The organism is Virgibacillus sp. L01 (assembly GCF_052246775.1).
GTDB lineage: Bacteria > Bacillota > Bacilli > Bacillales > Amphibacillaceae > Lentibacillus.
This window is the reverse complement of the sequence record NZ_JBQQCP010000007.1, coordinates 87,294-102,224: the sequence shown is the minus strand read 5'-3', so window position 1 is coordinate 102,224 and position 14,931 is coordinate 87,294. Positions and strand designations below refer to the sequence as shown.

Here is a 14,931-nt window from a genome sequence, read left to right as displayed (position 1 = left end):
TTAAGCACTTTATATCAAACCGATTTGAAGTGTTAATTTCAACTAGACATTCGCTGTACACCGAAATAAACTCTCCCGGATCTCCAGCTTAATTCTTCCTTTGGAGATAAAATAGAGTTTTCCAAATCCCTATTTTAACACTTTTCTTGATTAAAAAAATTATCGTTTATAAAATAGCAAGAAAAGGAAATTAAATAAAATACTGATATAATAATGGTCTGGCCACAAAAAGACCCGAATTCGCATATAAATATTACTACGAAATTGGGATCGGGCTAGCAATTATTAATTTTTACAGCCAAATGTTTATATTCTCTGTTCCAGCACTGTCACACACTCCACATGCCCTGTCTGTGGAAACATATCAACTGGCTGTACCTCTTGTGTTGCATATCCTCTATCCTCCAGCACACGTAAATCCCGCGCTAATGTTGATGGGTTACAGGATACATACACAATTCGCTTTGGTTTCATTTCAGTCATTGCTTTAAGAAGCTCTTCATCACAGCCTTTTCGTGGTGGGTCCACTACGATAACATCCGGGTTTAACCCTTGCATTTTCCACCATGGCATGACTTTTTCTGCTTCACCAACGTAGAATTCTGCGTTGGTAATTCCGTTAAGCTTAGCATTCTTTTTGGCATCGCTGATTGCTTCTGGCACAACTTCGACACCATATACCTTTCTCGCTTTTTGGGCCATAAATAACGAGATGGTTCCGATACCGCAATAAGCATCGATCACAGTATCCTTCGTTCCAATATCAGCATATTCCAGTGCCATATCATAGAGTTTCTTGGTTTGAGATGGGTTTACTTGGTAAAATGATTTTGCTGAGATGGCAAATGTGATTTCACCAATTTTATCGTGAATATATTCATCGCCCCAGATTACTTTTGATTTATCCCCCATGATGACATTGGTCCTTTTATGATTAACATTATGAACGACAGATTTTATATGAGGAAACTCACTGGTAAGCTCCTCCACCAACTCATCCTGATGTGGTAACTTATCCGTCCGCGTTACAAGTACGACCATAATATCCTTCGTTTCCTCACCTGTACGGACCATGATATGGCGAAGAGCTCCTTTATGCTCTTGCTCGTTATAAGCTTGGATGCCAAGTCTATTTGCAATGTCTCTTACAGTCTTCACAACGTCATTTATCACTTCGTTATGCGTCACACATGTTTCCGTGTTTTCGATGATATGGTGACTGCGTTTTTGGTAAAATCCAGTTATGAGTTCACCGTTTTTTTCGCCAACTGGAATTTGAACTTTGTTCCGATAGTGTAATGGATCATCCATGCCGATAATTGGTTTTACTGGGACATGTTCAAGATGCGCAATTTTTTTCATCGTATTTTTCACTTGATTGTGTTTCATCTCAAGCTGCAGCGAATAGCTCATATGCTGGAGACCGCAGCCATTACAATGGACATGGCAGACAGGTTCGATCCGTTCTGGACTCTCTTTTGTCAGTTCAAGTAATTTTCCAAAACCAAAATTTTTATTTGCCTTAACAACTTTTACTTTCCCTTCTTCTCCTGGTAGGGCCTGCGGAACAAACAATGGATAGCCATTAATTTTTCCGACACCATTCCCTTCATGGGTGAGATCCTCGAAGTTAAGTGTAATTGTTTCATTCTTTTCCACTGGAGCATTTTGTTTAGCCATTGGTACCTCTTCCTTTACGTTCTTGTCTGTGGTTATTATCTTATCATATCCTGATTGAACTTTTACATTATAAAACCCTTGACGTCTTCATAGGACATCAAGGGTCTAACCTTTTTTGCTCAGTCTGTGATTCTACAAATTTATCCGGTACAAAAAACTCAATATGCTGTTGGAGATTCTTAAATTCCCCTGGCAGCATTCCGCCAAATTCACCGTCTATATTTAACTGCATTTTTTCATCCGTATCGACTTTTACTTCTTTTGCCTTCACGTAAATTACATGGCTGTCCTCAAGGTGTGCACCGCGCAGTGCCAGGCTGGCTATCCGAATAAACTCCGCCAAGTTCGCCTTTTTTAAAATCAGCAAGTCAAAATAGCCATCATCAAGCTTGGCATCTGGGGCGAGCTTTTCGAAGCCAGCAACCGAATTGGAGTTGGAAATTAGAAAAAGCATAATTTCTTCGTCAATAACATTTCCATCATATTCTATTTTTGCCCGTATCGGCTTCAAAGAAGGAAGCATCTCGATTCCCTTCATATAATAGGCCATCTGACCGAGCATCGTTTTTAATTTGCTTGGAACCTCATAGGTTAATTCAGTAAGCTTACCGCCACCTGCAATATTCATGAAGTATTGATCGTTTACACGTCCAATGTCCAGCAGCATGGATTGATCGTTCAAGATAACGTCAACTGCTTTTTTGATATCACGAGGGATACACAATGCCCTGGCAAAGTCATTTGTCGTCCCCATCGGAATAATTCCAAGCTTTGGGCGGTATTCCTGTTCTGCCATTCCATTTATGACTTCATTTATGGTACCGTCACCGCCTGCAGCTACAATTAAGTCATAGCCTCGTTCTATGGCAGTTCTTGCTGCATTTATAGCATCACCCTCACTAGTTGTAGCGTGTGTGGATGTTTCATAGCCAGCAACTTCAAAGCGTTCTAATACTGGCGCTAATTCCTTTTTAAATGCTTCACGACCTGATGTTGGATTATAAATGATCCGGGCTGTCTTCATTGTGGATCCCTCCCCCCTGCTGTTCCAAAACTAATCTATATTTATGAGTACATTTTTAAAATACATCAACATTTATCATAGCCCTTTTTAGCCATTTTGAAAAGGGGTTTAACGAAATATTATAGACTACTGTCACCCATTTGACAGTAGTCTATATGCAAATCGTATTATCTTTTATCCAATTCGGCTGCTAGAATCTTGTTGACCATAGGCGGATTTGCCTGTCCTTTAGTAGCCTTCATTACCTGTCCGACAAGGAAGCCCTTCGCACGTTCTTTACCGCTCTTGTAGTCGATAATTGACTGTTCATTTTCATCGAGAATTTTCGTGATGATCTCGGTTAACTGACCTTCATCGGAAATTTGTACAAGACCTTTCTCTTTTACAATCTTTTCCGGGTCGCCACCATTTTCAACTAATTCAGCGAAAACTTTCTTGGCGATTTTAGAGGAAATCGTTCCATCTTCTATGAGTTCAATCATTTTAGCTAACGATTCTGGTGTTAAGGCAAGTTCATTTAATTCTTTTGCGTGTTTATTCATATATCCCGACACTTCGCCCATCAGCCAATTTGATGCTTGTTTAACATCTGCATTATGATCCACTGTTACCTGAAAGAAATCGGACATTTCCTTGGAATTGGTCAGCACTTCAGCATCGTATTCCGGTAATCCAAGCTCATCTATATAGCGCTTTTTACGCGCGCCTGGAAGCTCGGGAATCTCCTTTCGAATCCGTTCTTTCCAAGCTACATCAATATATAGTGGTACAAGATCTGGCTCTGGAAAATAACGATAATCATCCGAACCTTCTTTAACACGCATTAAGACGGTTTCTTTTGATTTCTCATCATAACGACGTGTTTCCTGTAAAATTTCACCACCAGCTAAGAGAACCTTCTCCTGACGTTTTTCTTCAAATTCCAGTCCTTTTTGTACAAAGTTAAAGGAGTTCAGGTTTTTCAATTCTGATTTTGTACCGAATTCCTCCTGCCCTATTGGACGGATCGATAAATTGGCATCACACCTAAGTGATCCTTCTTCCATTTTACAGTCGGAAACACCGGTATATTGAATAATGTTTTTCAATTTTTCCAAGTATGCATACGCCTCTTCTGGTGATTGCATATCTGGCTCAGACACAATCTCTACTAATGGGGTGCCTTGGCGATTAAAGTCCACCAATGAGTAGCCGTCATCCTGGTGATTTAGTTTACCTGCATCCTCTTCAATATGAAGACGGGTAATACCAATGCGTTTCTTTTCCCCATTTACTTCAATTTCGATCCAGCCGTTTTCACCGATTGGCTTATCAAACTGGGAAATCTGATATGCTTTTGGATTGTCCGGATAAAAATAGTTCTTGCGGTCAAATTTTGTATCTGTTGCAATTTCACAATTAAGTGCAAGTGCAGCCTTCATAGCAAAATTCACCACTTCTTCATTTAAAACCGGAAGAACACCTGGATACCCAAGATCAATTGGATTAACATTTGAATTAGGCTCTGCACCAAATGCATTTGGACTTGGACTGAAAATTTTGGAATCTGTTTTTAATTCAACGTGTACTTCTAGGCCGATAATCGTTTCGAAATTCATTATTTTGCACCTCCAAGTTGAGGTTGTTTTGTGTGATGGTCTGTTGCTTGTTCATATGCATGTGCTGCACGATAAACGGTACTTTCATCAAAATGCTTTCCAATAATTTGTAGGCCAAATGGAAGTCCTTTTTCCGAGAACCCACAAGGTACAGAAATTCCGGGAACACCAGCAAGGTTTACTGGTATAGTAAGAATATCATTTGCGTACATTGTTAATGGATCGTCGACTTTTTCACCAATTTTAAAAGCAGGTGTTGGCGTAGTTGGTCCAATAACAACATCATAGTCTTCAAAAATTTTATCAAAATCATTTTTGATTAATGTACGGACTTTTTGTGCTTTTTTATAGTATGCATCATAGTAGCCTGAGCTTAATGCAAATGTTCCAAGCATTATACGGCGTTTCACTTCTTCTCCAAAACCCTCACTACGGGAGTATTTGAACATATCAATCATATTATCAGCATTCTCCGAGCGTACACCGTATCGAACACCATCGAAGCGTGCAAGGTTTGCGGATGCTTCTGATGATGCTATTAAGTAATAGGTTGCAACTGCATATTTAGAATGTGGTAATGATACTTCTTCCCACTCAGCACCTAAGGATTCATATACTTTCAATGCGTTCATGACAGATTCCTTCACCTCAGGCTCGACACCTTCAGCAAGGTATTCTTTTGGCACAGCAATTTTGAGACCCTTCACATCGCCGGTAAGTGCCTCAGTGTATTCAGGAACATCGATATCAGCACTGGTCGAATCCATCTTGTCATGTCCTGAAATAACTTCCAGTACGCGTGCATTATCTTCAACGTTTCGTGTAATTGGGCCGATTTGGTCAAGAGACGATGCAAACGCCACCAATCCGAACCTAGATACTCTTCCATATGTTGGCTTTAATCCAACAACCCCACAAAATGCGGCAGGCTGACGGATTGAACCACCTGTGTCAGAACCTAAAGAGAACAACACTTCTCCTGCAGCTACAGATGCTGCCGATCCACCACTTGAACCACCTGGAACATGCTCAGTGTTCCAGGGGTTACGAGTTGGCATGTAACTCGAATTTTCATTTGATGAACCCATCGCAAATTCATCCATATTCAGCTTACCGATTGTTACAGCCTTTTCGTTATTCAGCTTTTCAACAACATTTGCATTGTATAGCGGGTCATCAAAGTTTTTCAAAAATTGACTTCCACAAGTGGTACGCAATCCTTTGGTTACAATATTATCCTTGATACCACTTGGGATACCAAATAAACGTGCTGCTTCATCCGGGGCAGCATCCAATTGCTTTGCCTGACTGCGTGCATGCTCTTCGTCCAATGTCAAAAAGGCCTGTACCTGATCATCGACCTCATTAATACGATCATACGACGTGTCAACCAGATCTTCTACTGAAATTTCTTTATTATGTAGCATTGTTTCTAATTCTTTTATGCTATGGTCAAATAACGACATGCTGTTCCCTCCCTACTCCAAAATCGATGGTACACGAAAGTAACCATTCTGCTTATCAGGAGCATTCTTTAATGCATCCTCTTTTGATATCCATTCTTTAGGCTCGTCCTTACGAAGAACATTTTTCAAATCCATAACATGCGTCGTAGGCTCCACACCTTCTGTATCCAGTTCATTTAATTGTTCAGCATAATCTATGATTGAGCTGAGCTGGTCCGTAAACAGATCTGCCTCATCTTCTGTAACTGCAAGTCTTGCTAAGTGGGCAACATGCTTTACTTGATCCTTTGAAATATCTGCCATAAATGACACCTCCATAAAAGGTAGTTTTTATTATTTAATCGATTTAATTTTTTAAAAGACACTATTGATAATAGCAGAAAAAGCCTTGTGTAATCAACTAAACAGAAAAACCACTTCCCTCATTAAGGAGGAAAGTGGCTTTTGACAGATTAATTATTCGTTTAGTGTTGCTTCAGCTTTATCAAAATCAGCTTCAATTTCTGGTGAAGGCTTTCCTGCTTTACTAATTAATACTGCAACAATTAAGTTGAGTATGAAACCAGGAACGATTTCATAAAGACCAAAGATATCAGCCATTTCAGCTGTTAGGAATTCACCCCAAATAACTACTGTAACAGCACCAACAATAATACCTGCTAATGCACCGTTTCGAGTAAATCTTTTCCAGAATAGTGCTAGGATGACAGTTGGTCCGAATGCTGCACCAAATCCAGCCCATGCATAACTTACAAGCTCGAGTACAGAACTGTCTGGGTTCATAGCAATCAATGCTGCAATTAGAGCAATTCCAAGCGTAGCAAATCTGCCAATCCATACAAGTTCTTTGTCAGAAGCGTCACGACGGAAAAGAGCTCTGTAAACATCTTCTGCAACAGCAGATGATGATACTAACAGCTGCGAGTCAATTGTACTCATAATAGCTGAAAGTATCGCAGCTAATAAGATACCCGCAATAATTGGGTTGAATAAAATCTGAGAAAATGCAATAAAGATTTTCTCTGGATCCTCAAGCATTTGGAATCCATTTTCAGTAATTACACTAATCCCAAATTGGGATAAAACGCCAACGTCTTGTGTATGAATAAATGCCAATCCGACAAAACCTGTAAATATTGCGCCATAAAGCCCAAGAATCATCCATGTCGTTCCGATAAAGCGTGCTTTTGGAACATCCTTATGTGAACGCAATGCCATAAAACGGACGAGTATATGTGGTTGACCAAAATAACCAAGTCCCCAAGCTAACGAAGATATAATTGCCATTATACCAACACCTTGAACCATTGTTAGATGGTCAGGGTTGATTTGTCCTACAGCATTTACTGCAGCGTTCCAGCCGCCCATTTCATTAAGGGCAACAATCGGAACCAGAATTAGTGCTAAGAACATCAAGATACCTTGAATAAAGTCAGTCCAAGTAACAGCTAGGAAACCACCTAATAATGTATATGAAACAACTACTAGTGTACCTATCCATAAAGCTGAGTTATAAGATAAACCAAATGATGCTTCAAATAGTTTCGCTCCGGCCACCATTCCTGATGAAGTATAAAAAGTGAAGAATAATAAAATGACTAAAGCAGAGATAACGCGTAGTACGTGAGACTTGTCTTTAAAGCGATTCTCTAAGAAGTCTGGAACTGTAATAGAGTCATTGGAAACCTCTGTATAAATTCGAAGACGTTTCGCCACAAATTGCCAGTTTAAGTAAGCACCAATCGCCAACCCGACTGCAATCCACGCTGATCCCATTCCTGATGCATAAACAGCACCCGGCAAACCAAGCAGTAGCCAACCACTCATATCCGAGGCACCCGCACTTAATGCTGCGACACCAGGTCCAAGTGAACGCCCGCCTAGTACATAGTCAGATAAATCGTTTGTCATACGGTACATTACAATACCAATAACTAGCATACCTATTAAATAAACAATAAACGTAATCAGTGTTTCGAGACCCATCTACTTTTTCCCCCCTTCTGTAAATAATGTAATAATTGATAGTAAAATTAAAATTGGCATAGGTATAAATAACCAAAGCCATGATGCACCCGAAATAGCATATTCCATTTCATCCATTGGCGCACTCCCCTTTCTGAATTTTTTTAATTATGCTACATTTCAATAATAGCACAAATATAATACTTTCACACCATTATATTTTTTACAACAGTGCTAGGTTAATTCTAAACCTTTAGATAATTGTGTTATCTTTTCCATGCATTGCTACTATAGGACTTATAGAGCATTTTAAAATATGAAAAAATTACTGATTTCAGATTACAATTTTTATATTTTATTACGCAAAAAGGGATAAATTGGAATATGTTGGGATTATATAATGCGGAATTTATTAGAATGAGGAGATGATTTTTTGTTATCTTTCGCCTTTCTGTTGATGTTTGCGTTATTCTGTTGATGTCTTGTTTTTCTAATGATATTCCTTGTCTTATGCAAATATGTTCAAATTCTTTCAACAAAAAAAGGCCTGAAATAGCTTCCACACTATTCCAGGCAAGTTCATCATATAGTAATAGGGTAAAAAAATTACTTGCAATTCTTCAAAAATTTACAAGAGACTTGAGTCATGGCTGATTGAAAATACACTTGGCTCTAGGTCTGATGCTAATTCTGCTGGCTCTTGTGCGAATAGGAAGCCTGCTACTAGAAGTGTACCTAGTGATAATGTAGCAATTACTTTTTTCATTTATCTCCCCTCCTTTACAGATTAATCAATTCTTCATAGGTGACATTTGCTAATTTATAATATTTAACAGAATCCTTATACTTATTTAACTTCTCAAAATGCCTGCCAAGCATCTTTGCGTAATCAACTAAATTAGCAAAATCTTTATGCTTTTGTAAATACGGAATAAACTCATTAATTACTAGCATTTCAAAATTCTCATTATCCTGGTTGATAACATAGTTGTAGGAATTAATAACATAGTAATGAATTCTGAATGCTTCTTTATTCTTTATGTTATCTAACATTTCAATCCCTCTATCAACCATTTCTTTTGTTTTATCAAAGTCATAAATCGAATAATATTCCTTAATTAATGATGTAACTGCGGTCAATCTAGCATTTAGTTCAACTTCAGGGTCGTTTAGTACTTCTACATAGTAATGAATTGCCTGCTTTCTATCACCCTTTGTTGAGTGTAAATAACCTAGATTCTGATTTGTCAGCTGAATGATTTGCCTGTTCTTACTCAGCTCACCCAAGTGTTTTGCTAAATTATGGTTCTTTATCGATTTATCGTACATTCTAATTCTCCGGTATGAGATACCCAGTAGAATATGGCATTGGGCACAGCGGATAAAATTATACTGTTTTCGAAAGATATCAATAGCTTTATCAGAGTACTCAATTGCCTCAAGTGTGTTATGTAACTTACTGTGTGTAACGGCAATTGTATATTGTAGATCTGCAATTTTTTCTTCTGATAATTCAAGCTGATTCAATTTTTCTTCTGCAATCTTATACATTCGCATTGCCTGGTTAAATTCAGTTTTAGCAGTACTGTAGTTCCCTTTAAACTTATACCAGTAGAACTGATGCAAACTATCAAAGGTTCCAGACATATCAGCAAGTCGATTAATCTGGGTTAATGCTTTTTCATATTCGCCTAGGATTAGAAAATACCTTATTTTGTGAATCTCAAACATTATTAGACTGTCTGAATGGTGTTCATACATTAAACTATTTAATTCTTTATATGTTTTGATAATCTCCTCTTTGTCGTTAACCTCAAATAGCATTTCATACCACTGCTGGCACTTTTCCCTAATTGTCTCGTCTGTTTCATTGTTGAGCTGAATGCCAAGCCGGGTACACAAGAGGCTAATAACATTTGAGCTTGCCTCTGTTTTTTGGTTCTCTATTTTTGATAAATATGCAAAAGAGACAATTCCCTCAGCTAGCTCTGCTTGAGTCATTTCCTGTTTAATGCGGTGTAATTTGATATATGGACCTATTTCCATCTTTATACCCACCTCACTAGCTGATTTTAAACAAATATTATTTAACGTTTCTATATTTCTATAATAACATATTTTCAAATAATTCATATTGGGAAAGTTGAGGGGTTTATATAGCGATAAACACCTAAAAAACTTGCTAACTTTCCTGAAATGAGGAAAGTTTGATATAAAAAGCCCTTTTTTGCACATTTAAGCGCAAAAAAGGGCCTTGTCGAAATTTGTAAGTCTAATTACTTAGAACATTTCTGATGTTGTTTTACCTTGCATATGATGAATTAGGTAGTCCGGACCACCTGCTTTTGAGTCTGTACCTGACATGTTGAAGCCGCCAAATGGCTGATAACCAACAATTGCAGCTGTACAGCCACGGTTGAAGTAAAGATTTCCGACATGGAAGTCTTCACGTGCCTTCTCCTGGTGAACACGGTTGTTGGTGATTACCGCACCAGTCAGACCGTATTCAGTGTTATTGGCAATCTCGATTGCATGATCGAAATCTTTTGCTTTTGTTAATCCAACAACAGGTCCAAAGATTTCCTCCTGCATAATACGTGCATCTGGGTCAAGATCAGCAAATACAGTTGGATTTACGAACCAGCCCTTGCTATCATCACCATCTCCACCAGCAAGGAGTTTACCTTCTTTTTTACCAATCTCAACATAACTCATAATTTTATCATATGCACCCTGGTCAATAACTGGCCCCATAAAATGTGAGTTATCATGTGGATCACCAACAGACTTTTCTTTTGTTAATGCTGCTACGCGATCTTTCACCTGATCATATACATCTTCATGTATTACAGCACGTGAACATGCTGAACATTTTTGGCCTGAGAAGCCAAATGCTGATTGAACTATCGATTGTGCAGCGAGTTCAAGATCTGCTTCATTATCGACAACGATTGTATCCTTACCACCCATTTCGATGATGGTACGCTTAAGCCATTTTTGTCCTGGCTGTACTTTTGCAGCACGTTCAAAAATACGGGTACCGACATCACGAGAGCCAGTGAAGCTTATGAAACGTGTTCGTGGATGATCTACAAGATAGTCACCAACTTCACTTCCCGGTCCAGGAATATAGTTGATTACACCTGCAGGCATCCCAGCTTCTTCAAGTACTTCCATCAATTTATATGCAATGACAGGGGTTGTGCTAGCTGGTTTAAGTAATACAGTGTTACCTGAAACCATTGAAGCTACAGTTGTACCTGCCATAATTGCGAAAAGGAAATTCCATGGTGAAATAACCACACCAACGCCTAATGGGATATAATTATATTGGTTATACTCGATTGGGCGACTATTAATTTCAACACCATCTTTAAATTTAAGCATTTGACGGCCGTAATATTCCATGAAATCAATTGCTTCTGCCGTATCAGCATCCGCTTCTTTCCATGGCTTTCCGCCCTCTTTTACTAAGTGTGCAGTAAATTCATGCTTACGTCGTCTAACAATTGCTGCCGAACGAAAAAGAATATCCGCACGAAATTTTGGATCTGACTTTCTCCACGTTTCAAATGTTGTATCAGCAACTTTCATTGCCTGTTCAGCTAATTCCTGATTAGCTTTTGAGACATAGCCCACAACTTCATCTTTTTTTGCAGGATTAACCGATTTAATCTTATCATCAGTTGTAATGCGTTCCCCACCAATAATGAGTGGGTATTCTTTACCAAGATCAGCTTCAACCTTTTTAAGTGCTTCAAGCATTGCACTTCTATTTTCTTCTACGGTAAAGTCTGTAAAAGGTTCATGCTTGTACGGTACTACCATGAAAAAACCTCCTTAAGATTCTGCATTCACTCCATGATTACGTTTTCACAATTTATATAAAATAAGGGATGGAGCATTCCCATCCCTTATTTTAACCGAATCACCCAAACACTTCAATGAATCTAGTCTATTTATCGAAAATGTGAACTTTTGGTTTTTCTGCTCCTGCACTCCGATATATAATGCTTTCCATTTTACTGTTTGACTTTATTTTGACCTCAAGATCATAATAGTTCGAAAACATTTCTGTAATTAACTGATACGTATACTGTGTAAAGCCAATAACTTCACCTTTTCCGTAAAACTCAAGTGGAATTTCCAGTGTTAATTTCTTCAGTTCTTCATTAATGTAGAAACCTTCACCGATAACACCAACATAGTTCGGAAAGTATTCTTCTATCCTACTGCCAAAGTCTTGTACTAATTGTTGCTGATCATAATATTTTTCTTTACCTTCATCTGAAGGGAAAAGGATATTTTCTTCATTTACTGTTTCCCATTCCCCTATCGACATGTCACTACCTTTTACGCCTGTCTTTGCAACAAAGCTCCCAGGTACAGGTGATCCTTGATCTTCTTCTCTGTACAAGGTGATAAGAATAGGGATTTCACTTAGGCCCTCCATTTTGCGGATTCTCTCAAGAACAGTTTGTGCAATCTTTTTTCCTTTTTTAAGCATCGTTGATTTTGGGATTTCATGACGATAACTGGGCCCGCCAGGTTTTGTTTGAAATGTATACTCCGATTTCATTGCTATTCCAATGGACATCCCTACTAGTTCAACAGAATTATCTTCATTTTTTTTCAGAAAGTTCTGCTCCAGAATATGGGTTAGATATTTTGGATTGTCTTTTTGTTGTTTTACTGATTCGTCATCTTTAATTGTTGGGTTAAGTGCCAAAGTATTCTCATGTCTGATTTCTTCGATCTTACTCTTAGGTGCATTCGGAAAACTTTCTTTGTAGTTTTTAATTGTGGCCGCTAACTGTTGTTCTGTCATTTCTCGCTCAAGCCAGTTGTACATCATATCCTTTTCTAAATACTGACCTTCTTCAAAAAAGTACTTTTCCGGGTCATAATATTCTTTAGAAAGTCGTCTTAAACCATGTTCCATTTCATCTATATCCAACCTGTTACCCATTTGGTTGACGATAACTCCACGGGATGCGCTTGGTCGATATGGAAGTATTGTTCGGTAATCCTCTTTAGAGAATTGGTTGCTTGAGACGATTGATGTATTTTGTTCTGGTTCATCCTCTTGTTTGACAACCTCATCATCATTGATGCTTGGGCTACAGCTCGTTAAGAACAATAGTGCGCCTAACAACCAAACAATAATTTTTTTCACAACGTTCCACTCCCTTAACCATCTAAGACATCTTTAAGTTGTTGTTCGTTCCAGACCGAGATATCGAGCTTTTGTGCTTTTTCTAATTTCGATCCGGCATCTTCCCCTGCTATAACAATGTCTGTTTTTTTACTTACACTACCAGTGACAGACCCGCCAAGTTGTTCAATAGCACTTTTTGCATCTGATCGTGTGAATAGTTTCATTTTCCCCGTAAGGACCACCGTTTTCCCAGAAAAAGGTGTATCCTCAACGATATCCTGTTTTTTCGGTCCTGTGTATTTCATATTTACGCCCAGCGTATTTAATTCACGAAGGAGATCATTGACTTCTTCCTCGGCAAAATAACGGACAATCGAGTCAGCCATCACTTCGCCCATTTCATTAATTTCAATGATATCATCAAACGTTGCCTGTTGTAAGGCTTCCATCGTTTCAAAATGGGCTGCAAGTGTTTTTGCTGCTTTTGAACCAACGAAACGAATTCCGAGGCCAAAAAGCAAACGTTCCAGTGAATTAGCCTTGGATGCCTCAATTGCTTTTAATAAATTATCAACTGATTTCTCGCCCATCCGTTCCAATTCCAGCAGGTCAGCCCGCTCCAAACGGTAAAGATCAGCTATCGTCTGGATCAATTCTTCCTGAAATAGTTGAATGATTACCTTTTCCCCAAGGCCATCTATGTTCATCGCATTTCGGGAGACGAAGTGAATTAGCCCTTCTTTTAACTGTGCAGGGCAGTTAGGATTAATACAGCGTAATGCAACTTCTTCTTCCAACCGTACAAGTTCGCTGCCACATGCTGGACATTCATCAGGCATAAAGAATTCCTGTTCATGACCTGTTCGATTATCTGTTACAGCACGAATAACTTCCGGAATAATATCGCCTGCTTTTTTAATAACAACCTTGTCACCTAGTCGGACATCTTTTTCACGAATAAGGTCTTCGTTATGTAAAGATGCCCGCTTCACGGTTGTTCCAGCTACTTTAACTGGTTCCAATATTGCTGTAGGAGTGATCACACCGGTGCGTCCAACACTTAATTCAATCTCATGAAGGGTCGTTACTACCTCTTCTGCAGGAAATTTATATGCAATTGCCCAGCGTGGACTTTTTGCTGTAAACCCAAGTTCCTCTTGCTGTGTCAGATTATCAACTTTTATCACGATACCATCAATTTCATAATTTAAAGTTGGCCGCTCATTTTCCCAATGCTCTACATATTCAATAACTTCATCGATGGTTTCGCACTTTTTCCATTCCGGATTTGTTTTAAATCCAAGCTTCTTTAAGTAATCAAGCCGTTCACTATGGGATTCCAATGTACCTGCATCCCACTCTCCGACACCATATAAAAATATATCCAGATTCCTTTTTGCTGCAATCTTTGGGTCAAGTTGCCGCAGTGAACCTGCTGCAGCATTCCTTGGGTTGGCAAATGGTTCCTCTTCTTTTTCTTCGCGTTCGTTATTTAATGCAATGAATGATTTATGTGGCATAAATGCTTCGCCACGTACTTCGATTGTTTCTTTTTCTTTAATCTTAAGCGGGATACTGCCTATTGTTTTAAGGTTACTTGTAATATCCTCACCAATTGTTCCATCACCGCGAGTAGCACCACGAACAAACCTGCCATCTTCATATAATAATGAAATGGCAAGACCATCTATTTTAAGCTCACAAACATATGCTATAGCTTCATCCGTTACTTGACTGGCACGTCGGGCGAAATCACGCAGATCAGTCGCATTAAAGGCATTACCCAGGCTCAGCATTGGCACATTATGCTGTACCTTTTGAAAAGCATCCAACGGTTCACCGCCAACACGCTGTGAAGGTGATTCAGGTGACGTTAGTTCAGGAAATTCTTCCTCTAAGTTACGCAGCTCCTGCATTTTTTGGTCATATTCTGCATCAGGAACACTTGGATTATCAAGTACATGGTATTCATGATTATATTGATGCAGTACTTCTGTCAGCTCATTAATTCTCTGTTGTGCTTGTGGTTTATCCATTGCC

At 38.8% G+C, this 14,931-nt stretch carries 11 protein-coding genes; all 11 read right to left on the bottom strand.

All coding sequences use genetic code 11. From position 1 onward, the window contains the following. Window positions 1–306 precede the first annotated feature (306 nt). Complete coding sequence (gene rlmD / locus ACTWQM_RS13810; protein WP_443258743.1) at window positions 307–1,680, bottom strand: 23S rRNA (uracil(1939)-C(5))-methyltransferase RlmD; 1,374 nt, start codon at window positions 1,678–1,680, stop codon at window positions 307–309. A 97-nt stretch (window positions 1,681–1,777) separates the two neighbouring features. Further along, on the bottom strand, window positions 1,778–2,704 hold the full coding sequence (locus ACTWQM_RS13805) for a diacylglycerol kinase (RefSeq protein ID WP_443258742.1): 927 nt from the start codon (window positions 2,702–2,704) through the stop codon (window positions 1,778–1,780). A gap of 167 nt (window positions 2,705–2,871) precedes the next feature. Next, window positions 2,872–4,302: an Asp-tRNA(Asn)/Glu-tRNA(Gln) amidotransferase subunit GatB gene (gatB, locus tag ACTWQM_RS13800; protein ID WP_443258741.1), complete on the bottom strand. Its 1,431-nt coding sequence runs from the start codon at window positions 4,300–4,302 to the stop codon at window positions 2,872–2,874. Beyond that, window positions 4,302–5,768 carry an Asp-tRNA(Asn)/Glu-tRNA(Gln) amidotransferase subunit GatA gene (gene gatA / locus ACTWQM_RS13795; protein ID WP_443258740.1) on the bottom strand — a complete coding sequence of 489 codons (1,467 nt, stop codon included), beginning with the start codon at window positions 5,766–5,768 and terminating at the stop codon, window positions 4,302–4,304. Before gatA ends, gatB begins: the two co-directional genes overlap by 1 nt. Before the next feature lie 12 nt (window positions 5,769–5,780). Continuing rightward, a complete protein-coding gene (gene gatC, locus ACTWQM_RS13790; protein ID WP_375052526.1) occupies window positions 5,781–6,071 on the bottom strand; it encodes an Asp-tRNA(Asn)/Glu-tRNA(Gln) amidotransferase subunit GatC in 291 nt (96 codons plus the stop codon). A gap of 153 nt (window positions 6,072–6,224) precedes the next feature. After that, on the bottom strand, window positions 6,225–7,754 hold the full coding sequence (putP, locus tag ACTWQM_RS13785; RefSeq protein ID WP_443258739.1) for a sodium/proline symporter PutP: 1,530 nt from the start codon (window positions 7,752–7,754) through the stop codon (window positions 6,225–6,227). A 607-nt stretch (window positions 7,755–8,361) separates the two neighbouring features. Next, complete coding sequence (locus ACTWQM_RS13780) at window positions 8,362–8,499, bottom strand: hypothetical protein (protein WP_443258738.1); 138 nt, start codon at window positions 8,497–8,499, stop codon at window positions 8,362–8,364. 14 nt (window positions 8,500–8,513) lie between these two features. After that, window positions 8,514–9,779, bottom strand: coding sequence for a helix-turn-helix domain-containing protein (locus ACTWQM_RS13775; RefSeq protein ID WP_443258737.1), 1,266 nt, complete (start codon window positions 9,777–9,779; stop codon window positions 8,514–8,516). Between the two features lie 234 nt (window positions 9,780–10,013). Further along, a complete protein-coding gene (pruA, locus tag ACTWQM_RS13770) occupies window positions 10,014–11,561 on the bottom strand; it encodes an L-glutamate gamma-semialdehyde dehydrogenase (protein WP_443258736.1) in 1,548 nt (515 codons plus the stop codon). 127 nt (window positions 11,562–11,688) lie between these two features. Then, on the bottom strand, window positions 11,689–12,909 hold the full coding sequence (locus ACTWQM_RS13765; RefSeq protein WP_443258735.1) for a CamS family sex pheromone protein: 1,221 nt from the start codon (window positions 12,907–12,909) through the stop codon (window positions 11,689–11,691). 14 nt (window positions 12,910–12,923) lie between these two features. Then, window positions 12,924–14,927, bottom strand: coding sequence for an NAD-dependent DNA ligase LigA (gene ligA / locus ACTWQM_RS13760; protein WP_443258734.1), 2,004 nt, complete (start codon window positions 14,925–14,927; stop codon window positions 12,924–12,926). Window positions 14,928–14,931 lie beyond the last annotated feature (4 nt).